Origin of the sequence: Clostridium sp. UBA4395 (assembly GCF_002390995.1) — a bacterium.
GTDB lineage: Bacteria > Bacillota > Clostridia > Clostridiales > Clostridiaceae > Clostridium_J > Clostridium_J sulfidigenes.
This window is the reverse complement of record NZ_DGRF01000035.1, coordinates 13,739-39,937: the sequence shown is the minus strand read 5'-3', so window position 1 is coordinate 39,937 and position 26,199 is coordinate 13,739. Positions and strand designations below refer to the sequence as shown.

At 31.4% G+C, this 26,199-nt stretch carries 20 protein-coding genes; 15 read left to right on the top strand and 5 right to left on the bottom strand.

Annotation, left to right across the window (positions count from 1 at the left end; translation table 11 throughout):
• Nucleotides 1–59 precede the first annotated feature (59 nt).
• Entirely contained in the window at nt 60–875 is an 816-nt protein-coding gene (locus tag B2694_RS05370; protein ID WP_346884868.1) for a hypothetical protein, read from the bottom strand.
• A 187-nt stretch (nt 876–1,062) separates the two neighbouring features.
• Between B2694_RS05370 and B2694_RS05365 the strand changes: the two genes are divergently transcribed.
• Together B2694_RS05365 and B2694_RS05360 are read left to right on the top strand one after the other, a co-directional pair.
• A complete protein-coding gene (locus B2694_RS05365) occupies nt 1,063–1,485 on the top strand; it encodes a LysO family transporter (protein WP_346884867.1) in 423 nt (140 codons plus the stop codon).
• Nucleotide 1,486: 1 nt separating this feature from the next.
• Nucleotides 1,487–2,086, top strand: coding sequence for a lysine exporter LysO family protein (locus tag B2694_RS05360; RefSeq protein WP_346869579.1), 600 nt, complete (start codon nt 1,487–1,489; stop codon nt 2,084–2,086).
• A gap of 145 nt (nt 2,087–2,231) precedes the next feature.
• Here B2694_RS05360 and B2694_RS05355 read toward each other — a convergent pair whose 3' ends face one another.
• The 3 genes from B2694_RS05355 to nuoE are packed head-to-tail and all read right to left on the bottom strand — an operon-like array spanning nt 2,232 to nt 6,378.
• Nucleotides 2,232–3,965: an NADH-dependent [FeFe] hydrogenase, group A6 gene (locus tag B2694_RS05355; RefSeq protein WP_346884866.1), complete on the bottom strand. Its 1,734-nt coding sequence runs from the start codon at nt 3,963–3,965 to the stop codon at nt 2,232–2,234.
• 22 nt (nt 3,966–3,987) lie between these two features.
• Entirely contained in the window at nt 3,988–5,883 is a 1,896-nt protein-coding gene (locus tag B2694_RS05350; RefSeq protein WP_346884865.1) for an NADH-quinone oxidoreductase subunit NuoF, read from the bottom strand.
• 18 nt (nt 5,884–5,901) lie between these two features.
• The gene (nuoE, locus tag B2694_RS05345; protein ID WP_035133630.1) at nt 5,902–6,378 is read right to left on the bottom strand and encodes an NADH-quinone oxidoreductase subunit NuoE; all 477 of its coding nucleotides are present in this window, start codon (nt 6,376–6,378) and stop codon (nt 5,902–5,904) included.
• A gap of 412 nt (nt 6,379–6,790) precedes the next feature.
• Here nuoE and B2694_RS05340 point away from each other — a divergent pair, with 412 nt between their 5' ends.
• The 4 genes from B2694_RS05340 to xdhC all read left to right on the top strand — a co-directional run bounded on the left by B2694_RS05340 (nt 6,791) and on the right by xdhC (nt 11,952).
• Entirely contained in the window at nt 6,791–8,107 is a 1,317-nt protein-coding gene (locus B2694_RS05340) for an amidohydrolase family protein (protein ID WP_346884864.1), read from the top strand.
• A 103-nt stretch (nt 8,108–8,210) separates the two neighbouring features.
• A complete protein-coding gene (gene xdhA / locus B2694_RS05335; protein WP_346884863.1) occupies nt 8,211–10,502 on the top strand; it encodes a xanthine dehydrogenase molybdenum-binding subunit XdhA in 2,292 nt (763 codons plus the stop codon).
• 104 nt (nt 10,503–10,606) lie between these two features.
• Nucleotides 10,607–11,464, top strand: coding sequence for a xanthine dehydrogenase subunit XdhB (xdhB, locus tag B2694_RS05330; RefSeq protein ID WP_346884862.1), 858 nt, complete (start codon nt 10,607–10,609; stop codon nt 11,462–11,464).
• 14 nt (nt 11,465–11,478) lie between these two features.
• Entirely contained in the window at nt 11,479–11,952 is a 474-nt protein-coding gene (gene xdhC, locus B2694_RS05325; protein ID WP_346884861.1) for a xanthine dehydrogenase subunit XdhC, read from the top strand.
• Nucleotides 11,953–12,097: 145 nt separating this feature from the next.
• Here xdhC and B2694_RS05320 read toward each other — a convergent pair whose 3' ends face one another.
• Entirely contained in the window at nt 12,098–13,447 is a 1,350-nt protein-coding gene (locus B2694_RS05320) for a nucleobase:cation symporter-2 family protein (protein WP_346884860.1), read from the bottom strand.
• Nucleotides 13,448–13,868: 421 nt separating this feature from the next.
• Here B2694_RS05320 and ygeW point away from each other — a divergent pair, with 421 nt between their 5' ends.
• The 9 genes from ygeW (at nt 13,869) to B2694_RS05275 (ending at nt 26,170) form a co-directional block, all read left to right on the top strand.
• On the top strand, nt 13,869–15,065 hold the full coding sequence (gene ygeW / locus B2694_RS05315; protein WP_346884859.1) for a knotted carbamoyltransferase YgeW: 1,197 nt from the start codon (nt 13,869–13,871) through the stop codon (nt 15,063–15,065).
• Nucleotides 15,066–15,150: 85 nt separating this feature from the next.
• Nucleotides 15,151–18,183: a putative selenate reductase subunit YgfK gene (ygfK, locus tag B2694_RS05310; RefSeq protein WP_346884858.1), complete on the top strand. Its 3,033-nt coding sequence runs from the start codon at nt 15,151–15,153 to the stop codon at nt 18,181–18,183.
• A gap of 47 nt (nt 18,184–18,230) precedes the next feature.
• The gene (ssnA, locus tag B2694_RS05305) at nt 18,231–19,559 is read left to right on the top strand and encodes a putative aminohydrolase SsnA (RefSeq protein ID WP_346884857.1); all 1,329 of its coding nucleotides are present in this window, start codon (nt 18,231–18,233) and stop codon (nt 19,557–19,559) included.
• A 16-nt stretch (nt 19,560–19,575) separates the two neighbouring features.
• Nucleotides 19,576–20,400 carry a selenium cofactor biosynthesis protein YqeC gene (yqeC, locus tag B2694_RS05300; protein WP_346884856.1) on the top strand — a complete coding sequence of 275 codons (825 nt, stop codon included), beginning with the start codon at nt 19,576–19,578 and terminating at the stop codon, nt 20,398–20,400.
• A gap of 12 nt (nt 20,401–20,412) precedes the next feature.
• Nucleotides 20,413–20,994: a molybdenum cofactor cytidylyltransferase gene (gene mocA / locus B2694_RS05295; RefSeq protein WP_346884855.1), complete on the top strand. Its 582-nt coding sequence runs from the start codon at nt 20,413–20,415 to the stop codon at nt 20,992–20,994.
• 16 nt (nt 20,995–21,010) lie between these two features.
• Nucleotides 21,011–21,832 (top strand): selenium-dependent molybdenum cofactor biosynthesis protein YqeB, encoded by an 822-nt coding sequence (gene yqeB, locus B2694_RS05290; protein WP_346884854.1) that lies wholly within the window; start codon nt 21,011–21,013, stop codon nt 21,830–21,832.
• A gap of 195 nt (nt 21,833–22,027) precedes the next feature.
• Nucleotides 22,028–23,245 (top strand): YgeY family selenium metabolism-linked hydrolase, encoded by a 1,218-nt coding sequence (locus B2694_RS05285; protein WP_346884853.1) that lies wholly within the window; start codon nt 22,028–22,030, stop codon nt 23,243–23,245.
• A 164-nt stretch (nt 23,246–23,409) separates the two neighbouring features.
• A complete protein-coding gene (thrC, locus tag B2694_RS05280; RefSeq protein ID WP_346884852.1) occupies nt 23,410–24,648 on the top strand; it encodes a threonine synthase in 1,239 nt (412 codons plus the stop codon).
• A 43-nt stretch (nt 24,649–24,691) separates the two neighbouring features.
• Nucleotides 24,692–26,170 (top strand): pyridoxal-phosphate dependent enzyme, encoded by a 1,479-nt coding sequence (locus B2694_RS05275; RefSeq protein WP_346884851.1) that lies wholly within the window; start codon nt 24,692–24,694, stop codon nt 26,168–26,170.
• Nucleotides 26,171–26,199 lie beyond the last annotated feature (29 nt).

The following is a 26,199-nucleotide window of genomic DNA, read 5'->3' as shown; positions in this document are numbered from 1 at the left end:
AATAGATATAATTAATAATATTAGTACAATCTGTAAATATTACTAAAACAAGATATTTATCACATATAAATTATAAAAGGCACAATTTCCAACACTCTCTTATTAGAAGGAAATTCATTATTATAGTTTAAATGAGAAGCAAAGTCTTTATAGTTGCTATGAGATGTAATAAACCCCCATAATAATTTAGATACTAAAGGGTTACTATCAGTAATATTATGATTTGGCTGGGGATAGCCATAACTTGCTATTTCACCAACGATTGTACAAGGTCTACCAATATAACACTCTATGTCCATAGATGCATGTTTACTACAAACAGAAGTAATAATTAAAGTATCAGAATTAAAAGGAAGAGAGGTCGGATATTTTAATACTTTATCTTCTGTTAAAGATTTTATATTTCTTTTTATCCAACTAATCATAGAGGTATTATCTATATCAGAAGTTATTTGTTGAAACTCAAGTAACTCTAATGTATTTCTTAAAAGTTCTAAAGTACTATCTGATTTTTCTATAGTACACTGGAACTCTACAATATCTCCAGGAGAAATTGTATTCAGGTCACTATTTGTTTTTAAAGATTTGATTGCATTGTTTCGATTTAATAAAGTTTCTAGATTTATAAATAGATTAATAGATGAATTCTCTATTTCATCTATTGATTTTCTTTGAGTACTTTTAGATAAAGTCACTGTAGCTGAACCTTGAATAATTTTTCCACAAGTTAGTTCGGACAATGGTAGAGTAGCTTGAATTGTAGTTTCTTCTCTTTTTCCACTTATTTCAATGTTTTCATATCGATTTATAGCAATTTTATACATATCTCTAATAGTATCACCATTAATATAGTAGGGCATAAAGATGTTTTTCATACTATAACTCCTTATTTATAAATTTTTAATATATCCTATTTATATTCAAGATTAAATATATTTATCATTATTATTACAAATAATTTCATGTATAAATGTATAAAGTTAAATATAATAAAAATAATCCAAATATAATGTAACTGTTTCCAAATCTATGATATAATATCGTGGTAGAGGAGGGGGACATATGGAAATTTTAATTGCATTAATACTTGGTGCCATTGTAGGGTACTTTTTAAAATTAGGTGAGAAGGGGAAAATCATAAATGGTAAATTACAACAACTTGGTGTAATATTCTTATTATTTTCTATGGGAGCTTCTATAGGAGCTGATAAGAACATAATAAAAAATCTTCCAACCATAGGGTTAAAGTCTTTTTTATTTGCAGTAGCTACAATAGGTGTAAGTATAGTACTTGTGTATATCTTATCAGAAAAGTTTATGCCTAAAGAAACTCAATTACCCAAGGAAGAATCAATCTTTGATGTAGAAATCACAGAAAATGAAAAAGTGGTTGCTGAAATCCATAGTGAAATTTTAGATGATGGAAATGTTGTAATTGAAGAGTGCAGTGAGCTTTTAAGTGAGGCATGTGGGGAGGACAAGTAATATGACGTACATAATAATAGTATCTATATTAGTTGGAATGGGTTGTGGTTATTTTGTATTTCCACCAGAAATAATGAGTAGTATTGATAATCTTGCATCCATTTCATTATTTGTTTTAATCTTTTTAGTTGGTATAGATGTAGGTGGCAACAAGACCATATTTAAAGATCTAAAAAAGGCAGGATTTAAGGTGTTGTTAGTACCATTTGGAGGAATTGTAGGTAGTTTACTAGGAGGACTTTTAGTAGGATTCCTATTTAACATGGCTCTTAATGAGAGCTTAGCTATAGGTTCAGGATTTGGATGGTATAGTTTATCAGGAGTAATGCTTAAAGAGATGGGTGGAGATACTTTAGGAGCTATAGCATTTTTAACAAATGTATTCCGTGAGATGATAACAGTTATTTCGATTCCGATATTAGCTAAAAAACTGAATGGATATACTGCAATAGCACCTGCAGGAGCAACTTCTATGGATACAACATTACCACTTATATCTAAAGCAACAAATCCAGAGATAGCTGTAATAGCATTTATAAATGGAGTTATATTAAGTTCTTTAGTTCCAGTATTTGTAACATTCTTTTACAACTTAGGATAATATTACTTTATATGTTTTTAATTTTCATAATTGTAAATAAGGAATTATATAAAAATGATGGTATAAATAAGTTATTTATACCATCATTTTTATGTTTATATTTATATTAGTTAGGGACTAATAACTAATAACTAAATTAAGGTGTTTATCTATTTATATAGTGAGTATGAAGTAAATGGTGAGATTTTTCTCCATTAGGTTTTCCAAGGAATTCATCATAAAGCTTTATTATCTCAGGGTTTTCATGAGATTTTCTTATAACCTTATTAGCATCCTCACTATAAAGAGCATTCATTCTTTTTTCTATTAATGAATATTGCTCATTAGAATATGGTTGACCACCACCGTTTATACATCCTCCTGGACATGCCATAACTTCAATGAAGTGATATTTGTTAGATGTATCTTCTATATTATCTAACAAATTCTTTGCATTTGCAAGTCCATTTACAATAGCTATATTAATTTTGTTACCATCAATAACTAATGAAGCTTCTTTGATTCCTTCAAGACCTCTAACAGATTTAAAATCAAGTTCTTCTAAAGTGCTATTTGTAATCCATTCATAAGCAGTACGTAAAGCAGCCTCCATAACGCCACCACTAGTTCCGAAAATAACTCCAGCACCAGTAGATTCACCCATAATAGTATCAAAATCAGAGGAAGGTAGAGAAGCAAATTCTAATCCAGAGCGTTTAATCATTTTAGCTAATTCTCTTGTGGTTATAACTACATCGATATCTGGATTATTATTTTCATTGACAAATTCTTCTCTGTTAGCTTCGGATTTTTTGGCAACACATGGCATTACAGATACAACATAAAGTTTTTCCGATGGTATACCCAGTTTTTCAGCAAGGTATGTTTTTGCAATAGCGCCCCACATTTGTTGAGGAGATTTACATGTTGATGGAAGATTTAATAGATTTCCATAATGTTTTTCTATGAAATTAATCCATCCAGGACAACAACTAGTAATCATAGGAAGATTTTCACCACTCTTATACCTTCCTAGAAATTCTGTAGCTTCTTCCATAATAGTTAAATCTGCAGCAAAATCAGTATCATAAACCTTATCAAAGCCAAGTTCTCTTAGCGCTTCAACCATCTTACCGGTAACAGCACCTTCTTTAATACCAAATTCTTCTCCAAGTGCAGCACGAACAGCTGGAGCAGTTTGAACTACTACAAATTTATCTTTATTTCCTATAGCGTTTAATACATCTATAGTATTGTCTTTTTCCATTAATGCCCCAGTAGGACAGACATTTATACATTGACCACATAAAGTACAAGCGCTATTATTTAGCTCTTCAAAGAATGCAGTGCTTATAGTGGTATTAAAACCTCTATTTATTGGTCCAATTGCACCAACCTTTTGAACTTGGCTACAAACAGCTTCGCATCTTCTACATAAAATACATTTAGAAGTATCTCTTACTATAGATGGATTTTTAAGTTCTTTTACAGCTACAGATTTTGAACCAGTATATTTTAAGTTAGTTACTCCATAAGTACTAGCAAGCTCCTGGAGTTCACAATTTAAATTCTTTTGACAGGTTAAGCAATCCATAGAATGGTCTGATAATAAAAGTTCAATTATAGTTTTTCTTGCTGCTATTACTCTTGGAGTACTAGTATTAACAACCATACCTGGAGCAACAGTTGTACAACAAGATGGTGCTAAATTTTTTCTTCCTTCCACTTCAACTACACAAACTCTACAAGAACCAGGTTTATTAGTTGTCTTTTTATCATGAAGATTTAGGTAGCAAAGGGTAGGAATTTTTATATTAAGCTTACGTGCAGCATCAAGAATTGTGGTTCCTTGCTCCACTGATATTTCTTTATTATTTATTTTAAGTGTAACTAAACTCAATACTTTCACCTCTTTTAAATTATTAAACTAGATCTATTGCATCAACTGGACAGCTAGATTTACATGCACCACATTTAATACATTTGCTATGGTCAATTACATGCTTAGTTTTAACTTTCCCTTCGATACAGCCAACTGGACATTGTCTTGCACATTTAGTACAGCCAATACATCTATCAGTAATAACAAATTTCATAAGGTCCTTACAAACTCCTGCTGGACAAATCTTATCTACAACGTGACTTCTATATTCATCATAAAAATATTTCATTGTACTAAGAATAGGGTTAGGAGAAGTTTGTCCTAAAGCACAAAGTGAAGTATCTTTTATAGTGTTACTAAGCTCTTGAAGCTTATCCAGATCACTTAAATCACCTTCGCCCTTTGATATTCTTTCAAGAATTTCAAGTAATCGAGTGTTACCAATCCTACAAGGTGTACATTTACCACAAGACTCCTCTTTTGTAAATTCTAAATAGAATTTAGCTATATCAACCATACAGTTATCTTCATCCATTACTATCATTCCACCAGATCCCATCATAGAACCGATAGCACTTAAAGAATCAAAGTCAATAGGAGTATCTAAAAATTCTTTAGGAATACATCCACCAGAAGGTCCTCCTGTTTGAACAGCTTTGAATTCTTTATCAAATTTAATTCCTCCACCTACTTCAAAAAGAATTTCTCTTAAAGTTGTTCCCATAGGCACTTCTACAAGACCGACGTTATTAATTTTACCAGCAAGAGCAAAAACCTTAGTACCAGCAGAAGATTTAGTGCCGATTGAGCAAAACCAATCTGAACCGTTATTTATAATAGCTGGAATATTTGCTAATGTTTCAACGTTATTAACACAAGTTGGTTTATTCCAAAGCCCAGATTCAGCAGGGAATGGTGGTTTATTTGTTGGTTCTCCACGGTTACCTTCTATTGAGTGAATAAGAGCAGTTTCTTCACCACAAACAAAGGCACCAGCCCCGTATTTAATTTCAATGTCAAAATCAAAGCCTGAATTTAGTATATTTTCACCAAGGAGTCCATATTCTCTAGCTTGATTTATAGCAATTCTAAGTCTTTGAATTGCTAGTGGATATTCAGCTCTAATATATATATTACCTTTAGTAGCACCTATAGCATAACCAGCGATGGCCATAGCTTCAAGAACACTATTTGGATCTCCTTCTAAAATCGAACGATCCATGAATGCACCTGGATCACCTTCATCGGCATTACAAATAATATATTTTTGATCAGCATCATAGCTTTTTGCAAATTGCCATTTCTTTCCGGTAGGAAAGCCGCCGCCGCCTCTTCCTCTTAATCCAGATTTCAATATAACATTTATTACATCATCAGGAGTGTATTCTGTTACACATTTTCCAAGAGCTAGATATCCTTTTTCAGCAATATATTCATCAATATTTTCAGGGTTTATTAATCCACAATTTCTAAGAGCTATTCTAACTTGTTTCTTATAGAAAGTCATTTCATCTTGAGTCTTAACTTTTTCTTTTATAGTTGGCTCTTCGTAAAGTAATCTTTGTACAACATTTCCATTAACAATATGTTCATTTATGATTTCTTCAGTATCCTCAGGAGTTACGTGAACATAAAACACATCATCTGGAGTAACTTTTACTATAGGACCTTTTTCACAGAAACCAAAACAACCAGTTATGGAAACGTATACTTTATCTTCTAAACCTAACTTACTAATTTCTTTTTCAAGGTTATCTTTAATTAAATCACTTTGTGCAGACTTACACCCAGTTCCTCCGCAAATAAGTATTTCTTTTTTATAGTTATTTTTTTCACAAACAAAGCCGTCGATACCAGTTGCTTTTCTAATATCAAGGGATGATTTGTATTCCTGATAAATTTTGTTTAATTCTTCAAAGGAATTTATTTTATTCAACTTTGTTACCTCCTAATTTTACTCATATTCAGCTAATATACTTTTTACTTGGTCTGGAGTACAGTGACCGTAAACCTTATCATTTACAGTTAAAACAGGAGCTAGACCACAAGCACCAACACATCTTAAAGAACCTAGTGTAAATTTCATGTCTTCTGTAGTTTGTCCAGATTTAATACCTAGTTCTTTTTCAAATTCTTTAAGAACATCTCCAGCACCTCGAACAAAACATGCAGTACCCATGCACACATTTATTACATTCTTACCACGAGGTTCAGTAGTGAAAAATGAGTAAAATGTTACAACACCATAAACTTTAGATATAGGTAAATTTAGTTTATCAGCGACGAAAGTTTGAACTTCCTTAGGTAGATATCCAAAGATATGCTGAGCTTTATGTAAAACCTCTATTAAAGCTCCATCTTTGACAGGTAAGGAATTAATAAAGTCTTCTAATTCCTTAAACATTTGATTTTTTTCTAAGTTACAACACACTTAAAAAATACCCCCTTACTAAATAAGTTTAACATTGAAAATATACAAAATATTTTCAATAATTCATCAAATCACTAACAGTATAATACTTTTTTAAAGATTTGTATAGTGGGATTTTAAAAAAATGTAATCTGTTACAATAAATATTTATCTTAAGACTACTAGATCTAATACTCCATCTTCTTCGAGGCGGTAGTAAAGAACTGCTACGTCCCTAGATAACGATTTCTAAGCTTCCGTGGGAGTGAATACTCCATCTGAAACAAAGAACTCTGGTTATCAAGATCCATATTAGGAAAGTTAATTAAATATTTCATATCAATAATTTCTATTAGTACAATAATATTTTGTGGTAAATAAAAGAATATAATGGTAAAATATTAGTATAAAGTAAATATATGGGGTTGATATTATGAATTGTTATGATTTAGCCATAGTCAATGGAAATATATATGTGGAAGGGGAATTTATTAGAGGAAATTTGTACATTGGTAATGGGATTATTAAAAACCTGTCAAAGGATATTTTATTATCAAAAGATATTTATGATGCAAAAGGAAATTATGTATTACCGGGATTTATAGATCCTCATGTACATTTTCAGCTTAGAGTGGGTAATGAGGTTTCTACTGACGATTTTTACAATGGTTCTATAGTAGCTGCATATGGTGGAATTACAACATTTATAGATTTTTTAGATCCTGTAAAAAATATTGAAGAGTTAGAAAAAGCTTTTGTAGACAGAAAAAGAAAAGCAAAGGTTTCTCTTATAGATTATGGATTTCATAGTACTATTGCAAATTTTCAGGATAATGAAGAACTATTTATTGAGGAGATTAAAAAGAGGGGAATTTGTAGCATAAAAATTTTTACTACTTATAGTTCTAGTAATAGAAAAACCGGCTTAAGAACTATCGGCAATTTACTGAAGATTTCAAAAAAAATGAAAGTTATAATTTTATCTCATAGTGAAAATGAAGAGTTAATCAGAGAGGGAAAGTTTCCAGTAAAATCCCATGAAGAAAATAGACCCACATTATGTGAGACTACAGAAGTTTTAACTTTAGCTGAAATGACTAAGAATATGGATGGGTATATGTATATTGTACACCTTAGTTCAGGAGAATCTTTAAGACGAATTATGGATTTATATAAAAGTTTAATAAATAAAAATTTATTTATAGAAAGCTGCCCTCAATATTTTTATTTATCTAAAGATAATTATTTATTAAAGGATGGCTTTTTATATACCTTAACGCCACCACTTAGATCTTTAGAAGAAATTGATGAATTAAGAAAAAATATAGATCATGTTAGTGTGATAGGTACTGATCATTGTCCATTTAAATCTAATGAAAAAGCAAGAGAAACTTTAGATTTAATTCCTATGGGAATAGGGGGAATAGAATATTCTTTTAATTTATTGTATACAATGTTTGGTGATGAAATAATTGATAAGTTTACAAAGAATCCAGCAAAGATTCATGGTTTATATCCTAAAAAAGGAACGTTACTCTCAGGATCAGATGCTGATGTTGTAATATTTGACCCTTTAGATAGGCATAAAATAAAATACTCTCATTCCAATTGTGACTACAATTTATATGAAGGACTAGATGTAAAAGGTAAAGTAATTACGACTATTTCAAGGGGAAGATTTATTATAAAGGATGGAAAATTGGTAGGTAATGAAAAAGGAAATTACGTAGGTAGAGAGTTAAAGTTATAGAAAACACTAAAAAGCTTGTATAGTTATATATTTTTGTGACTAATTAATCAGTAAGAATAAAGGGAGGTGCTTTAGTAGGATTATAATCTTGCTAAAGAGAATTATGAATTATAAGGTAATAGGTAGTAGTGTATCTAGATTAGATGGTGTGGCAAAGGTTACAGGGAAGGCTAAGTATGCTGATGACTATTTTGAAAGGGAAATGCTAATAGGAAAGGTGCTTAGAAGTCCTTATGCCCATGCAAAAATAAGAAGTATTGATGTTTCTAAAGCAAAAAATTTAGATGGTGTTGAAGCAGTAATTACTTATCAAGATTTACCAAAAATAAAATTTGCAACGGCTGGACACCCTTGGACCTTTGATGAAGCACATAGAGATGTAGAAGATAGATTAATCATTACTGATAAAGTTCGCTTTTGTGGAGAACCAGTGGCGGCAGTTGTAGCCATAGATGAAATAATAGCTCTAAAAGCTATAAAACTTATAGATGTAGAATATGAAGTGTTGCCATTTGTAATGGATCAGGAAGAAGCTATAAAAGAAGGTGCCCCAATAATACATGAAGAAAGACAAAATAATATTATTAGCTCTTTTGGCAATGAAGTAGGAGACGTAGAAATAGAGTTAAAAGAAGCTGACAAAGTATTTACAGGTAAATTTAATACTAGTACTGTACAACATTGTCATCTGGAAAATCATAGTGCATATGCTTATATGGAGTCAGATGGAAGAATTGTAATAGTAACTTCTACTCAAATACCACATATTGTAAGAAGGGTAGTAGGACAGGCACTAGGGATGCCATGGGGAAGAATAAGGGTTATAAAGCCATATATAGGTGGTGGATTTGGAAATAAGCAAGATGTTGTTATAGAGCCATTAACTGCAGCAATGACACTTGCGGTTAATGGAAGACCAGTTAGATATGCATTAACTAGAGAAGAATGTTTTATAGACACAAGGGTTCGTCATGCTATGCGATTTACATTTAAAACTGGAGTTACTAAGGAAGGTAAGTTACTAGCAATAGATATAAAGAACTTAGTAAATAATGGAGCATATGCATCTCATGGACATTCAGTGACCATGAGCTGTGGGAGTAAATTTAGACCATTATATAATTTTAATGCTATAAAATATGAGCCTAAAACTGTATATACTAATATGCCGGTAGCAGGAGCTATGAGAGGATATGGAGTTCCACAAATTTCATTTGCTCTAGAAAGTCATTTAGATGATATTGCTAGAGAACTAAATATAGATCCTGTGGAATTCAGATTGAAAAATTTGGTGAAGCAAAATCATGTAGATCCATCCTCCAAAAATGTGGTGCGTTCCATGGGACTATCACAGTGTCTTGAAAAGGGAATGGAATTAATAAATTGGAATGAAAAGAAAAAGCTATATAAAAATCAAATAGGTAGTTTAAGACATGGAGTAGGAATGGCTTGTTTTAGTTATTTTGCAGGTACCTATCCCGTAGCTCTAGAAGCAGCAGGTGCAAGGATTGTGATGAATCAAGATGGTTCGGTACAGTTGCAAATTGGGGCTACAGAAATTGGTCAAGGTAGTGATACTATATTTGCACAAATGACTTCGGAGGTTTTAGGAATTCCAATTGATATGGTTCATGTAATTTCAAATCAAGATACTGATATTACTCCATTTGATACAGGTGCTTATGCATCAAGACAAACTTTTGTTACAGGTGCTGCAGTTAAAAAAGCTGCTATGGAGGTAAAGAGTAAAGTTCTTCAGTTTGCTAGCAGAAAAAATGGCCTCAATCCTGAGGTAATGGATATAGTTGACTGTAATGTAGTTGAAAAAACAACGGGTATAGTTGTCTGTTCTCTTGAGCATATAGCGTTAGAATCATTTTATGATAGGATTTACAGTTCTCCTATAACTAGTGACACTTCTGTTAATATAAGGACTAATGTAGTTGCTTATGGAGCAACCTTTGCAGAGGTTGAAGTAGACATAAAAACTGGTCAAATAACCGTAGTAGAAATATATAATATTCATGATTCTGGAACTATAATTAATCCAATGCTAGCAGAAGGGCAAGTTCACGGTGGTGTAAGTATGGCACTAGGATATGCTTTATCAGAGCAAATGATATTTGATGAGAAGACTGGAAGAGCTCTTAATAACAATCTTTTAGACTATAAATTACAAACTATTTTAGACACGCCTAATATTGGTTCAGCATTTGTAGAAATTCCAGATGATGCAGGAAGTTTTGGACAAAAATCTTTAGGTGAAAATACAACACTTTCTCCAGCCCCAGCTATAAGAAATGCAGTTTTAGATGCAACTGGTGTTGCTTTTAATAGAATACCAATGAATCCACAAAGAGTATTTGAAAAGTTTAAGGAAGAGGGCTTAATATAGGATTTACCTTAAATTTAAGAGTGCAGATTGTATAGTTAGTAGACTATATAAATATAGAAGGAGGTGAATTTTAGTAGAGTGTTAAATCTCTATTAAAGATAAAAATGTTTGATATTAAGAATATACAAGAGCCTAGAAGTGTAGAAGAGGCAGTAAAAATTCTTCATGAAAATAATAATCTAAAAATAATATCTGGTGGAACTGATGTTTTAATTAAATTGCATCATGGTGATATGGAAGAAGTAGAACTTTTAAGTCTAAAAAATTTAAAAGAATTAGACTTCATAAAGGTTCTAGAAAATGACACCATAGAAATTGGCTCTACTACTTGCTTTACCAATATATATAGAAATAAAATTATAAAAGATTTTATTCCTTCTTTAGGGCAAGGGGCTATATCTATGGGAGGACCACAGATAAGGAATATGGCCACTATTGGAGGGAATGTATGTAATGGAGCTGTTTCAGCAGACAGTGCACCAAGTTTATTTGCTTTTAATGCTAAATTAAGACTTAGAAGTTTTCAGGGAGAGAGAATAGTTCCAATAGAGGAATTCTACGAAGGTCCTGGAAAGGTTAATATAAGAAAAGATGAAATTCTAATAAGCATTTTAATTGAGAAAAAAGACTATGAGGGAGTAAGGGGAACATATATTAAGTATAGTAATCGAAAGGCAATGGATATTTCTATGCTAAGTGTATGCGTTGTAGCTAGTGTTAAGGAAAATAAATTTAAAGATTTAAGAATAGCGTTAGGGGTAGCTGGGCCTACTCCTATAAGATGTAAGGATGCAGAAAAGTATGCCCTCGGTTTAGAAAATTTAGAAGAAAATATTAATAATATTGCACAATATGCAGTAAAATCAGCAAGTGCGAGAGACTCATGGAGAGCATCAAAAGCGTATAGGGAGCATTTAATAAAAGAATTAACAGTACGAGGTATTTATGAAGTAACTAAATAAGGTGGGATTTTATTATGATTGATAAGAATTATAGAAAGATATCAGTAAAAGTAAATGGAAAAAATTATAATTTAGAAGTAGATGTACGAGAATCTTTGTTAGATGTATTACGAAATAGACTTCAATTTACAGGGGTAAAGCAAGGATGTTCAGTTGGAGAATGTGGAGCTTGTACAGTACTAGTGGATGGAATACCTATAGATTCATGTATTTATATGGCTGTGTGGGCTGATAAAAAAGAAATTTTAACCATAGAGGGTGTATCAGAAAATGGAAACTTATCAAAGGTTCAAAAGGCATTTATAGAAGAGGGTGCAATTCAATGTGGATTCTGTACTCCAGGATTAGTACTTACAACTACAGCGTTGGTAAATAGTGGTGAAGATTATACTGATGAAGAAATAAAAAGAGAAATATCTGGACATTTATGTAGATGTACAGGATATCAAAAAATATTTAATGCTACAAAAAAATCCCTTAAGAAATAAATTGAATAGAAAAAATTCCAGTTGATATTTAGGCTAGAATTTTTTGTGGAAAAATAAGAGATATAAAGAGTAGTGATCAACTTTCTATATCTCTTATATAGATTTGGGGAATACAAAGTAGTTATTTGTTTAAAGACATACCTGATTAAGCTTTAATAACAGGTTTTTGAGACTTATCACTAGGTAAGATTAAATTTAATATTACAGCAAATATAGTTGCAGTTGTTACACCAGAACCAAAGATTATTTGTAAGGATTCTGGGAACATACTAAGAGCTTCAGGTCTAACAATGACACCTACACCTAAAGCAAAAGATATCCCAATTACAAAAATGTTCCTTCTAGTCATATCAACTTTGCCTAGAATTTTAATACCAGAACAAGCAATAGAACCGAACATAACTATACCAGCAGCTCCAAGAACTGGACTCGGCATAATTGATATTAAAGAAGCAAATTTTGGTATCAAACCCATTATAGATAATATTATTCCAGCTATAATTATAACAAACCTACTAGCAACTCCTGTAACATTTATAAGGCCAGTACATTGGCTAAAGGATGTATTTGCAGTAGAGTTAAAAAATCCAGCTAGAATTGATCCAAGACCATCACAAAGTACACCTCCAGAAAGTTGGTTGTCAGAAACCTCAATTTCACATGCCTCTCCAATAGCTAGAGTATCACCTACAGTTTCTACAGTAGTTGCTAGATAAACAGCTAAAAAACTAATAATCGCTGGTATAGAGAATTTAATTCCGAATTTAAGAGGTCTAGGAATAGAAATCCAGGATGCAGCAGATATTGGAGTAGTGTCTAATAAGTTGAGAGGTATAGCTAATAAATATCCACATAATATACCTATAAATATTGAGCAAGAACTTATAAAAGTATTTTTAGATTGATTAGTAATTATAATAATAATTAGGACAATAGCACCAAGCAATAAAAATTTAGGATCTCCATAGTTTGGGTTTCCAGAGCCTCCAGCTAACCAATCAATTCCAACAGGAATGATAGTGATACCTATCATAGTAACAACAGTACCAGTAACAAGTGGTGGAAAAATTTTTTTAACATGGTTAATAAAAAAGCTTAGAATTACTTCTAGTAAGGCACCTACCATTGTAGCTGTACATATGGTAGCAATACCTAAAGTCATATTGCCGTTATAAGTGCTACCGATGGCAATAGCCGGACTTACAAAAGCAAAGGAGGTACCCATGATAAATGGAAGCTTGCTTCCTATAGGTCCAATACCTTTAGCTTGAATAAGTGTTGTAAGACCAGAAGCAAATAGGGCACATGAGACTAGAAATGATGTGTCAGATATTTTTAATCCTAGTGCACCAGCTACTACTAGTGGAACCGCTACTATACCACTGAAACATGCAAAAATTGCTTGAAATGCAAGAATTAAAGTTTGTTTCATAGGTGGTTTGTCATCTAGTTTAATTCTAACAAGCGATTTCTTTGGAGCGTTAGTTGTTTGCAATTTAATTCCCCCTCTAAATTTATAATTATATCTTATGCATAATGCATGAAGTGCCATAAATATTTTACTAACTAATTAATATAAAAGATAAAGAAAAAACATATACTTAATTATAGTTTATGAATAATCATAATGGATTTATGAATAATCATAATGGATTTATGAATAAATATTAAGAGAATAAAAAATCTAAGCTTGAAATAAATAAATCTAAGTTATTTAGATTATACCAATGAAAAAAGTTCAATAAATCTATAAAGCCAATAAAAATTTAGAATTATACGATTTTTTATTTACAATAAATGGTATAAGAGTTATAATTTAATTAACCAGTCAGTAAGTGAATTTGTGGTGAACTACAAAAAATAAGCATAGAAATTTATTCTGGAATAGGAGATTAATAAATTGAGGAGTGGATTTTGTGGAAAATATTAAAAATCTTATGGAGAGACTTAAAAAACTAGATTTTAGGGAGATGTACAATAATGATTTTTTCTTAACATGGGAAAAAAGTAATGAAGAATTAGAATCAGTATTTGTTGTTGCTGATATTCTTCGTTCAATGAGAGAAAATAATATATCCACGAGAATTTTTGATAGTGGATTAGGTATTTCGGTATTTAGAGATAATTCTACTAGAACTAGATTTAGTTTTGCTAGTGCATGCAACTTATTAGGACTAGAGGTACAAGATCTCGATGAAGGAAAATCTCAAATTGCTCATGGAGAAACTGTCCGTGAAACTGCAAATATGATTTCTTTTATGGCAGACATAATTGGAATTAGAGATGATATGTTTATAGGAAAGGGTAATGCTTATATGAAAGAAGTTTCTAATGCTGTTCAGGAAGGTTACTCTGATGGAGTATTAGAACAACGTCCGACTCTGATTAATTTACAATGTGATATAGACCATCCAACTCAATGTATGGCGGATTTATTACACTTGATTCACTATTTTGGTGGAGTGGAAAATTTAAAAGGTAAAAAATTAGCTATGACTTGGGCTTACTCACCTTCTTATGGAAAACCACTTTCGGTTCCTCAAGGAGTTATTGGACTTATGACAAGAATGGGAATGGAAGTTGTATTAGCACATCCAGAAGGATATGATGTACTTCCTGAAGTAGAGGAAGTTGCTAAGGTAAATGTAGAGAAAAATGGTGGAAGCTTTACAAAGACTAATTCTATGAAAGAAGCCTTTGAAAATGCAGATATAGTTTATCCAAAGAGCTGGGCACCATTTGAAGCTATGGAAAAACGTACACAACTATATTTAAAGAGGGATATAGCAGGTATTGATGAACTTGAAAAAGAATTGTTGAAAGAAAATGCTAGATATAAGGATTGGGAATGCAATGAAAAAATGATGGAGCTTACTAAGGATGGTAAAGCATTATATCTTCATTGTTTACCAGCGGATATAACAGGTGTAAGTTGTGAAATTGGAGAAGTAGGAGAATCTGTATTTAATCGTTATCGTGAATTACTATATCGTGAAGCTGGATTTAAGCCATATATAATTGCTGCCATGATGTTCTTAAGTAAAGTTAAGGATCCTACATCTGTTTTTGAGAAATTGCTAGAAGAAGATAAGCCAAGATTTATAGAAAAATAAAGAGTAAATAGATTGATTAAATTATGTATTTACTTAAGGGTATATAATGCTTTTAAGTAACTTATGAATTATAGGGGGAGTAAATATGAGTGACAAAATACGCCCAATAAGTTTTGAAAAACTCATTAACTGGATTTTTACTGAACTAAAAACTAAAGAAAGTATTTTTGGAATTCATAAAGATAAGTTTTACTATGGAATCCCTAATAACACTATTCCTTTTTTAGGGGAGAGTTTAGGCCTACCAATTGGTCCAGCAGCAGGTCCTAGTTCACAATTAGCACAAAATATTATAGCAGCATATCTTACTGGTAGTAGATTTATTGAGTTAAAGACAGTCCAGATTATTGATGGAGAAGATCTTCCAGTGTTAAAGCCATGTATTAATGCTGAGGATGAATGCTATAACGTAGAGTGGTCTACAGAACTAACTGTAGAAGAAGCTTTTGAGGAATATGTGAAAGCTTGGATTATATTACATGTTTTGATGAAGGAACTTAACTTAAGTGTAGACAGAGACTTTGTTTTTAACATGAGTGTAGGATATGATTTTGATGGAATAAAATCAGATAAAATAGATTCCTACATAGAAAATTTGAAAAATTCACAAAATACAAAAATATGGAAGGAATCTATTCAAGTGTTGGAGAATAATATAGAAAAATTTTATAGATTTTCAATTGAAGATTTATATAAAATTCCTTCAAGGGTGTGCAATTCAATTACACTATCAACTCTACATGGATGTCCTCCACAAGAAATAGAAAGAATTGCTATTTATTTATTAAAAGAAAAACATCTTCATACCTTTGTAAAGATGAATCCTACATTGCTTGGTGAAGCATTTGTAAGAAAAATTCTTAATAAAATGGGGTATGAATATATAAAACTAAATTCACATCATTTTAAAAATGATCTGCAATACAATGATGGAATAAAAATGATAAAAAAATTAAAAGCCGTAGCTGAAATGGAAAGTATGGAGATTGGAGTAAAACTTACAAATACTCTTCCAGTAAGGATATTAAATGAAGAACTACCAGGAGAAGAGATGTACATGTCAGGTAGATCTTTATATCCTTTAGCTATTAATTTAGCAAGTAACCTTTCAGAGGAATTTGAAGGAAAATTATATATTTCATATTCTGGTGGAGCTGAATTCTTTAATGTAGATAAGATATTTGAAACAGGAATATGTCCAATAACTTTTGCTACTACAATATTAAAACCAGGTGGTTATGAAAGAATTAACCAGATAGCTAAAAAGGTAGAACCACTTATTTCTAATAGAAAGTCAACAATTGATATGCAATTACTAAAAATACTAGCAAAGGAATCAATTGATGATAAGCATCACCTTAAGAAAGCAAGGCTAGTTAAAAGTAGAAAACTATATAAGGACTTACCCATATATGATTGTGCAATTGCACCTTGTAGTGAAGGCTGTCCCATTGAACAACAGATTCCAAAGTATATAGAACTTGTGGGAGAAGAAAAATACGATGAAGCTTTTGAAGTAATAGTTAGAGATAATGCAGCTCCAGCTATAACAGGGACCTTATGTAATCATAACTGTCAAAATAAATGTGCTAGACTAGATTATGATAGTTCCTTAGAAATTAGAAGAATGAAAAAAATAGCCGTGGATAATGCTGAAGAACTATATACAAAGAATATAAAACCAGGTGCAATTAAAAGTCATAAAAAGGTAGCTATCATAGGAGCTGGGGTAGCAGGTTTATCTACAGCAATGTACCTTAGAAGAAATGGTATTAGTGTAGAAGTATTTGAAAAAAGAGATAAACCATATGGAATTATAAATTATGTAATTCCAAGTTTTAGAATAGATAATTTAGCTTTAGAACAGGATTTTAAAATGGTAAAAAGCCATGGAGTTAAGATAAATTTTAATGTAGCTGAAGAGGTTGATTTAAATGTTCTAAAGAAGAATTTTGATTATGTTGTCCTAGCAACTGGAGCTTGGAAGCCAGCAAGTATTTCACTTAAAAAAGGTAATGATAGAGTCTTAAATGCTATTGAATTCTTAGAGGATTTTAAAGAAAACAGTGAGGATATAAAACTAGGAACCCATGTATGTGTTATTGGTGGAGGGGATGTAGCCATGGATGTATCTCGTGCTGCCAAAAGAGTTAATGGAGTTGAAAAGGTAACTATTATATATAGGAGAACTAAAGATTTAATGCCTGCTAGTAGAGAAGAAATTAAATTAGCTATTGAAGAAGGTATTGAATTTAAAGAGTTATTATCCCCTGTATCGTTAGAAGATAATATTCTTGTTTGTGAAAGAATGATTTTAGGAGAACAAGATAAATCAGGTAGAAAAGGTCCAATTTCCTTAGGAAAACATGAAAGTATAAATGCAACTACAGTTATAGTAGCTGTTGGAGAAAAAATAGATTCAGAATTATTTGAAAGTCTTGGTATAGATATAAATTCTAAAGGAATTCCTGAAGTAAACAGTAAATGTGAAACTAATATGTCTAACGTATATGTAGCCGGGGATGCCAAAGGAGGTCCAGGTACTATAGTAGAAGCATTGTCCCATGGAAAAATTATAACTCGGGACATTTTAAAAAAAGAAAATATGCCTTGTGATTTCATTAGGGCTGAGGAAAATACTTGTGGATATGAACTTAAGAAATCTTATGAAAGAAAGGGTGTACTACTTGAAACAATACCTTCTAAGGAAGAGGCTATCAGATGTCTTAAATGCAATAATATTTGTGAAATATGCGTAGATGTTTGTCCTAATAGAGCAAATGTGTTTATAGATATTAAAGAAGGTCCTATAGTAGGTCATCAAATTATACATTTAGATGGTATGTGTAATGAATGCGGAAATTGTGGAGTATTTTGTCCATATAAAGGTAATCCTTACAAAGATAAAATTACTATATTTTGGAGTGAGGAAGATTTTGAAAACAGTAGCAATTCAGGTTTCTGTGTAATAGATTCTATTAAAGGTATTTTTAAAGTTAGGGATGAAAAAGGTGAAATTTATAATTGGTGTATTGAAGAAAATAACTCAGAATCAATCTCCAAGGAAATGAAATCTATTATTAAAACTTGTGTAAACAGGTATGAATATATAATCTAGAGGTATATAAATAAGGTTATAATATTTAATCTATAGGGGGAGTGTGAATGCTACTAGTAGGTAATGGGATAGTTGTAACCAGAGATGATTTAAACACAATTATAGATGATGGATGTATAGTTATAGAAAAAGATAAAATTGTAGAAGTAGGAATTACAAAAAAATTAAAAGAAAAATATCTAGACTATAAATTCATTGATGCAAGAGGAAAATTAATAATGCCGGGTTTTATAAATACACATATGCATTATTACAGTACCTTTGCTAGAGGAATTGCTAATGATAGTCCTCCAGCAAAATGTTTTTTAGATATATTGAAGGGATTATGGTGGAGATTAGACAAAAAGTTAACTCTAGAGGATGTATATTATAGTGCAATAGTTCCAATGATAGATCAAATTAAAAATGGTGTAACAACTTCCTTTGATCATCATTCCAGTCCATATGGTTTAAGGGGGAGTTTATTTACTATTGCAGATGCAGCTAAGGAAGTAGGTATTAGAAGTAACCTGAGTTATGAAACTTCTGATAGAGATGGGGAGAACGTAATAAAACAAAGTATTGAAGAAAATATTGAATTTATAAAATATTGTAATAGAGAAAAGAATGATATGATAAAAGGATTATTTGGACTTCATGCATCTATGACTATTAGTGAAAATACTGTAGAGAGATGCCTAACAGCCATAGAGGGTTTAAATACAGGATTCCATGTACACTGTGCTGAAGGAATTGAAGATGTACAAGATTCTATGGAAAAGTATGGTGTAGGCGTAATTGAAAGATGGTATAAAAGAGGTGTTCTTTCTGATAAAACTATGGCTATTCATTGTGTACACATAACTGATGAGGAAATGGATATGCTGAAAGAAAAGAACTCCATAGTAGTTAATAATCCTCAATCTAATATGGGTAATGCAGTGGGAACATCACAAATCTTAAAAATGTCTAAAAAACAAATATTGTTGGGGTTGGGAACAGATGGATACACCTCTGATATTTTAGAGTCTTATAAAACTGGAAGTACTATTCAAAGGCATGAAGCTAAGGACTCAACAGTAGCTTGGGTAGAATTACCACAAATGCTTTTCAAAGGAAATAGAGTTATAACTGAAAGATTTATAGATAATTCCATAGGAATTATAAAAGAAGGTGCATTAGCTGACGTTATAATTGTTGACTATAATCCTCCAACACCTATATATAAAGATAATATAGATAGTCACATTCTATTTGGAATAAGTGGAAGACATGTTGAAACTACTATTGTAAATGGGAAGATTATAATGATGAATAGAAAACTGGTTAATTTAGATGAGGAAAGAATTAGGGCTAGAAGTAGAGAACTAGCAGCGGAGGTTTGGAAGAGGTTTTAAAAAGGAGTGAAAAAGGGTGGACATTTTAAATGTTCTTACTGTTAATAAAGGAGAAAAAATATCTATAGTAGGAGCTGGAGGAAAGACCACTCTTATGTTTATCCTAGCAGAAGAGTTGAAAAAAAGAGGAAGAGTTCTTATAACAACAACAACTAAAATACATCTACCTAAAAGAAATCAATACAATTGTTTAATTCTAAAGGACAGCTTTGAAGACTATATTAATGAAGAAAGTAAGTATATTCTAAACGGAAATGAAGTATATGTATACTATGGGGATATAAGTAAAACAAATGAATCAGATGGTGAAATTCATGTTTATGGTTCTAGTGTTAATATAGAAAATAAAGTCATTGGAATTGATGATAAAAGTATTTCTAATATACTTAACAATTATGATTATATTTTAATAGAATCTGATGGAGCAAAAGAAAAAACTTTAAAAGCTTGGAAGGAAGATGAGCCAGTAGTAAGTAATTTTACTAGTACAACAATAGGAGTTTTAAGCGGAGAAGCCTTAAATTTAAAAATCGATGATGGAAATATTCATAGGATTGATGAGTTTTTAAAACTTATAAATAAAAGCGTAGGAGATAGTATAAATGAAGAAGATTTGCTAGGTTTAATATTTAAAAAAGAAGGATTATTTAAAAACTCCAAAGGTAGAAGAATTTTATTTATAAATAAGGTAGAAGAAGAGGACTTTAAGAAATTAGAAAATCTAATAGAAAATATAACAATGAAAAATAAAGAATTAAAGTTATTAGACGGAATACTTATTGGAAGCTTATTAAATAAAACATATAGAGTTATATATGAAGAATCTAGAGAAAAGCTTTAAGGGGGATTCAATGTGGTGACTGGGATTGTTATGGCATCAGGCCGTAGTACTAGGATGGGAAGGTATAAATTACTATTAAAATATAAGGGTAAATATCTAATAGAATATGTTTTAGATGCAGTAAATAAAAGTAATTTAGAAGATAAAATTGTAGTAACTGACAATGAAACGATAGCAGAGTTAGCTCAGACTAGAGATTTAAAATTAGTTAAAAATTCCCAGGCATATATGGGGCAAAGTCAATCTATAAAACTTGGATTGAAAGCTGCATCTAAAATTTCTGGATATGCTTTTATTACAGGGGATCAACCTTTTTTAAATGAGAGTCTTATAAATAAACTTATCGAAGAATTTAAAAAAAATCAAGATAAGTTTATTGTACCAATTTATAAAGGTAGAAGAGGAAATCCTGTAATATTTCCATGGAAGTATCGAAATGAACTTTTAGCACTTAATGGAGATTTGGGCGGAAAAACCATTTTAAAAAAACATGAGGATAATATATTTTTTGTGGAAATAGATGAAGAGTATTTTCTTTGGGATATTGATACAGAAAAGGATTATATAGAATTATTGCAATCAAATTATCATTAAGTAAGGGGACGATTTGGTGATAAATAATAGAATAATTGTAAGAGGTGGAGGCGATATTGCCTCAGGTACTATACAAAAACTTCATAGAAGTGGATTTAAAGTCCTAGTACTTGAGATAGAGATGCCTTCTAGTATTAGAAGAAATGTATCTTTTAGTGAGGCAGTATTTGATGGTGAAACAACAATTGAAGGTATGAAGGGTGTTCTTGTTAGAACCTATGATGAAATACTAGAAGCTTGGGATATGGGATATATTCCGGTAGCTGTTGATAGATATGGAAAGCTCATTGAAACAGTTAAACCTATTGCTGTAGTTGATGCAATTTTAGCGAAAAAAAATTTAGGTACCACTATAGATATGGCACCTATAACCATTGCATTAGGCCCTGGATTTAAAGCAGGTATAGATGTAAATATAGTAGTAGAGACCATGAGAGGACATAGTTTGGGAAGATTAATATTTGATGGTTATGCTTTAGAGAATACAGGAGTACCAGGATATATATGTGGTTATGCAAAGGAAAGAGTAATTTATAGTTCTTATGAAGGAAAAATTAAGAATATAAGACAAATAGGAGATATAGTTAAAGCTAACGAAACTATAGCACTAATAGATGATTTAGAAGTAAAAGCTAAAATTGATGGAGTACTAAGAGGCATTATTAGAGATAACACTTATGTTACAAAGGGGTTAAAAATTGCAGATGTAGATCCAAGGTATGATGAGATAAGTAATTGCAATACTATTTCTGATAAGTCAAGAACTATAGGTGGATCAGTTCTAGAAGGAATATTATACTTTCAATCTATTATACCCTTTTTATCTGCAGCAAAGTAAATAAAAGTTTCTAGTTTATTGGCGTTGCTAAATTTATTTAGTAATATCAATAAATTAGATTATAATACAGGTTAATTGTATTGAATTATATAGGTTTTTATTTGAATCAACTAATTAATTAGTTAGTAAGTATTTAAATTATTGAAATAATGGTTTATAAATAAAATATATTTATATTTAAAGGGGGATTTAATTATGTCAGAAATTACATGCCAAGAAGAAATATTGAAATTAGCAAAAAACTATAAGGCTGATATGACAAGGTTTTTAAGAGACATGATAGCTATTCCTAGTGAAAGTTGTGATGAAAAGAGAGTAGTTTTAAGAATCAAAGAGGAAATGGATAAAGTAGGTTTTGACAAAGTAGAAATAGACAAGATGGGAAATATACTAGGTTATATAGGACATGGCAAGCATGTAATTGCTATGGATGCACATATTGATACTGTTGGAATTGGAGATATAAATAATTGGACTAATGATCCATATGAGGGTTATGAAAATCATGAAGTTATTTATGGTAGAGGTGGTTCTGATCAAGAAGGTGGAATGGCTTCAATGGTTTATGCAGGTAAGATAATCAAAGATTTAAATTTAGAAGATGATTACACTCTAATAGTTACAGGTACTGTACAGGAAGAAGATTGTGATGGATTATGCTGGCAATATATTATAAATGAAGACAATATAAAACCAGATTTTGTAGTAATAACTGAACCAACTTCAACTAATATTTATAGAGGGCACAGAGGGAGAATGGAAATAAAAGTGACAACTCATGGAATTAGTTGTCATGGTTCAGCACCAGAAAGAGGAGATAATGCGATATTCAAAATGGGTCCTATTCTTAATGAATTAAAAGAGTTAAATAAAAGATTAATAGATGATTCATTCTTAGGAAAAGGAACTTTAACAGTTTCAGAAATATTCTTTTCATCACCTTCTAGATGTGCAGTAGCTGATGGTTGTACTGTTTCCATAGACAGAAGACTTACTAATGGGGAGACTTGGGAATACGCTTTAGATCAAATAAGAGAATTACCTTCAGTTAAAGAGGCTAAGGCTAAAGTAGAAATGTATACCTATGAAAGACCTGCCTATACAGGACTTATCTATCCAACAGAGTGCTATTTTCCAACTTGGGTTCTTGAAGAATCACATCCAGCTTGTAAAACTTTAATAGATTCTTATAAAGGGTTGTTCAAGGAAGATCCATTAGTAGATAAGTGGACATTTTCGACTAATGCAGTATCTATAATGGGAAGGTATGGTATACCTTGTGTTGGTTTTGGTCCAGGCCATGAAGATCAAGCTCATGCACCAAATGAATTAACCTGGAAAGATGAACTTGTAAAATGTGCAGCTATGTATGCTTTAATTCCAATTATCTACGTAAAAGAATACTGTAAGTAAGACTCCAAATCTATGATTTGGTTAGTCGCACTTACTCATTCGACGAAGGAGAAGGAGTTTCATTTAATACAACTCCAAATCTATGATTTGGTTAGTCGCACTTACTCATTCGGCGAATGAGAAAGGATTTTTAGAGGTTAAGTCAATAAAACTGAGGTGGGATTATGGAAAAAGTTAAGGGATTAGTATGTTCTAAATGTGGTAAGAAAGTTGGAGAAGAAGTAATGTATCACTGCCCAGACTGTGGCATAGAAGGAACACTAGATGTAGTTTATAATATGGACTTAGTTAAAAGGGAATTAACTAAGGAACATCTAAAGGGAAATGAAGATAAGAATGTTTGGAGATATATTCCTATTCTTCCTCTGGAATCTAGAGAAGGTATGGCACCTTTACAAATAGGAGGAACACCACTTTATAAAGCCAATAGATTAGAAAAGTTATTAAATATAAAGAATGTATATGTTAAGGATGAAGGTAGGAATCCTACAGCATCTTTTAAGGATAGAGCTACAGCTATTGGTGTGGCCAAAGCAATAGAACTAAAAAAAGATATTATGTGTGCAGCATCTACAGGCAATGCAGCTTCTTCTCTTTCAGGATTTGCAGCTTGTATGGGAATAAAAAACTATATATTTGTTCCTAAAAACATTCCAGAGGCAAAACTAACACAACTTCTAGTATTTGGAAGTGATGTAATTTTAGTAGATGGTGATTATGATGTAGCATTTGGATTTTGTTTAGAAGCTGTGAATCATTTTGGTTGGTATAACAGAAGTTGTGCCATAAATCCTTACTTAGCAGAAGGGAAAAAAACTGCTGCTTTTGAAATATGCGAGCAATTAAACTTTAAGGTGCCAGACAAAGTAATTATGTCTGTGGGGGATGGATGTTCCATATCTAGTGTATGGAAAGGGTTTAAGGAATTTTATGAACTAGGTTTAATAGATCGGCTTCCAACAATGGTATCAGTACAAGCAGAAGGAGCTAATCCAGTTAATAGAGCTTATAGAAATGGAATAAGAGCATTTAGTTATATACCACCAGTAACTATTGCAGATAGTATATCTGTAGGAGTTCCGAGAAATGGATATAAAGCTTTAAATGCTCTTGAGGAAAGCAATGGGATTGCTATTGATGTCAGTGATGAAGAAATTTTAAGTGCAATAACAACCTTAGCAAGGCAGACTGGAGTATTTGGGGAACCAGCAGGAGTAACTAGTTTTGCTGGACTTAAAAAATTAGTTGAACTAGACCAAATAAGAGAAGATGAAACGGTGATTATTGTAGTTTCAGGTAGTGGTCTTAAGGATATAAAATCAGCTCAACAAGCAGTTAATAAGCCAGAATTAATAAAGCCAGATATAAATAAATTGATTGAATATTTAAAATGTTTGTCCTAAATGATAATGAATTCCTTTATAAAGATTTTGAGGAGGATATAAAATGCATAAATTAATAGATTTAGAAGTTAATGAGGATCAAATTCTAAAAACAGCAGAGAGTGCAAAAGAGAGAAATATAATTATTCCTACTATTGCTCAAATGAAGGATCCAAATAAAATACCAGAAGAGATTAAAAATAAACTTGCCGAAACTGGCCTTTGGGATATTGATCCAATCAACTTATTTAGAATATCTTGGTACAATCAGCCAATTAAAGAAGGCGGTTTATATAACACATTACCCAATTATATAGAAATACCACAAGAAATATCAGGAGTTAAAGCTAGGATTTTTGCTATGTCAGGAAAGTTTTTTCCTATAGGAGCTCATAAAGTTGGAGCAAGCTATGCTTGTCTTGTACCAAGACTTGTAACAGGACAATTTGATCCAAAGTTTCATGAAGCTGTTTGGCCATCAACTGGAAATTACTGCAGAGGCGGAGCTTATAACTCAACATTACTAGGTTGTAAATCAATTGCTATTCTTCCTGAAAATATGAGTAAAGAGCGTTTTAATTGGCTAAAGAGTATAGCTGGAGAAGTAATTGCAACTCCAGGATGTGAAAGTAATGTTAAAGAGATTTATGATAAGACCTGGGAACTCAGAAGAACTAGAGATAATGTTGTTATATTTAATCAATTTGGAGAACTTGGAAATCATCTTTGGCATTATGAAGTAACTGGTAATGCCATGGTTTCTATTATAGAACATGAAAAAAGTGATAATGGAAAAGTGGCTGGTATTTGCTTAACCTCAGGCTCAGCAGGTACTTTAGCAAGCGGGGATTTCATTAAAGATAAATATCCAGGTGCTAAACTTGCTGTTGGGGAAGCCCTTCAATGTCCAACACTTTTAAATAATGGTTTTGGTGATCATAGAATTGAAGGTATAGGAGATAAGCATGTACCTTGGATTCATAATGTAAAAAATACAGATATGGTTATCGCTATAGATGACAATGATAGCTTAGCTATGTTTAGACTATTCAATGAACCGGTTGGTCAACAATATTTAAGATCCATTGGAGTGTCAGAAGAAGTTATAGAAAAGCTTAATTGGGTAGGTATTTCTGGAGCAGCCAATATAATATCTGCAATAAAATTTGCAAAATACTATGAGCTTGATGAAAATGATATGGTATTAACTGTTCTTACAGACTCAGCAGAAATGTATCAGTCTAGACTTGAAGAAATGAGAAAAGATAGAGGGAATGAATATGAAGAAAAGGATGCTATGGTTGATTATAACAGAAGTATTATAGGTATAAGAACAGATTCTATGGAAGAACTAACTTATGCGGCTAAGAAGAGAATTCATAATTTGAAATATTATACATGGATAGAACAACAGCAATATGAATTAAATGAATTAAATGCTCAATGGTATGACTATGATAATTATTGGGGAAGACTTCATAAAATGGCACCAGAATTGGATAAATTAATAGAAAAATTTAATGAAAAAGTTAAAAACTTATAAGAAATAAAAGTAAATTTTATAGCCTTGTA

Excerpts from the sequence above, each read along its gene's own strand:
- B2694_RS05275 (WP_346884851.1), top strand. The coding sequence starts at position 24,692 with ATGCATAAATTAATAGATTTAGAAGTTAATGAGGATCAAATTCTAAAA.
- B2694_RS05360 (WP_346869579.1), top strand. The coding sequence starts at position 1,487 with ATGACGTACATAATAATAGTATCTATATTAGTTGGAATGGGTTGTGGT.
- ygfK (WP_346884858.1), top strand. The coding sequence starts at position 15,151 with ATGAGTGACAAAATACGCCCAATAAGTTTTGAAAAACTCATTAACTGG.
- xdhA (WP_346884863.1), top strand. The coding sequence starts at position 8,211 with ATGAATTATAAGGTAATAGGTAGTAGTGTATCTAGATTAGATGGTGTG.
- ssnA (WP_346884857.1), top strand. The coding sequence starts at position 18,231 with ATGCTACTAGTAGGTAATGGGATAGTTGTAACCAGAGATGATTTAAAC.
- B2694_RS05370 (WP_346884868.1), bottom strand. The coding sequence starts at position 875 with ATGAAAAACATCTTTATGCCCTACTATATTAATGGTGATACTATTAGA.
- B2694_RS05285 (WP_346884853.1), top strand. The coding sequence starts at position 22,028 with ATGTCAGAAATTACATGCCAAGAAGAAATATTGAAATTAGCAAAAAAC.
- xdhC (WP_346884861.1), top strand. The coding sequence starts at position 11,479 with ATGATTGATAAGAATTATAGAAAGATATCAGTAAAAGTAAATGGAAAA.
- B2694_RS05365 (WP_346884867.1), top strand. The coding sequence starts at position 1,063 with ATGGAAATTTTAATTGCATTAATACTTGGTGCCATTGTAGGGTACTTT.
- xdhB (WP_346884862.1), top strand. The coding sequence starts at position 10,607 with ATGTTTGATATTAAGAATATACAAGAGCCTAGAAGTGTAGAAGAGGCA.
- thrC (WP_346884852.1), top strand. The coding sequence starts at position 23,410 with ATGGAAAAAGTTAAGGGATTAGTATGTTCTAAATGTGGTAAGAAAGTT.
- B2694_RS05340 (WP_346884864.1), top strand. The coding sequence starts at position 6,791 with ATGAATTGTTATGATTTAGCCATAGTCAATGGAAATATATATGTGGAA.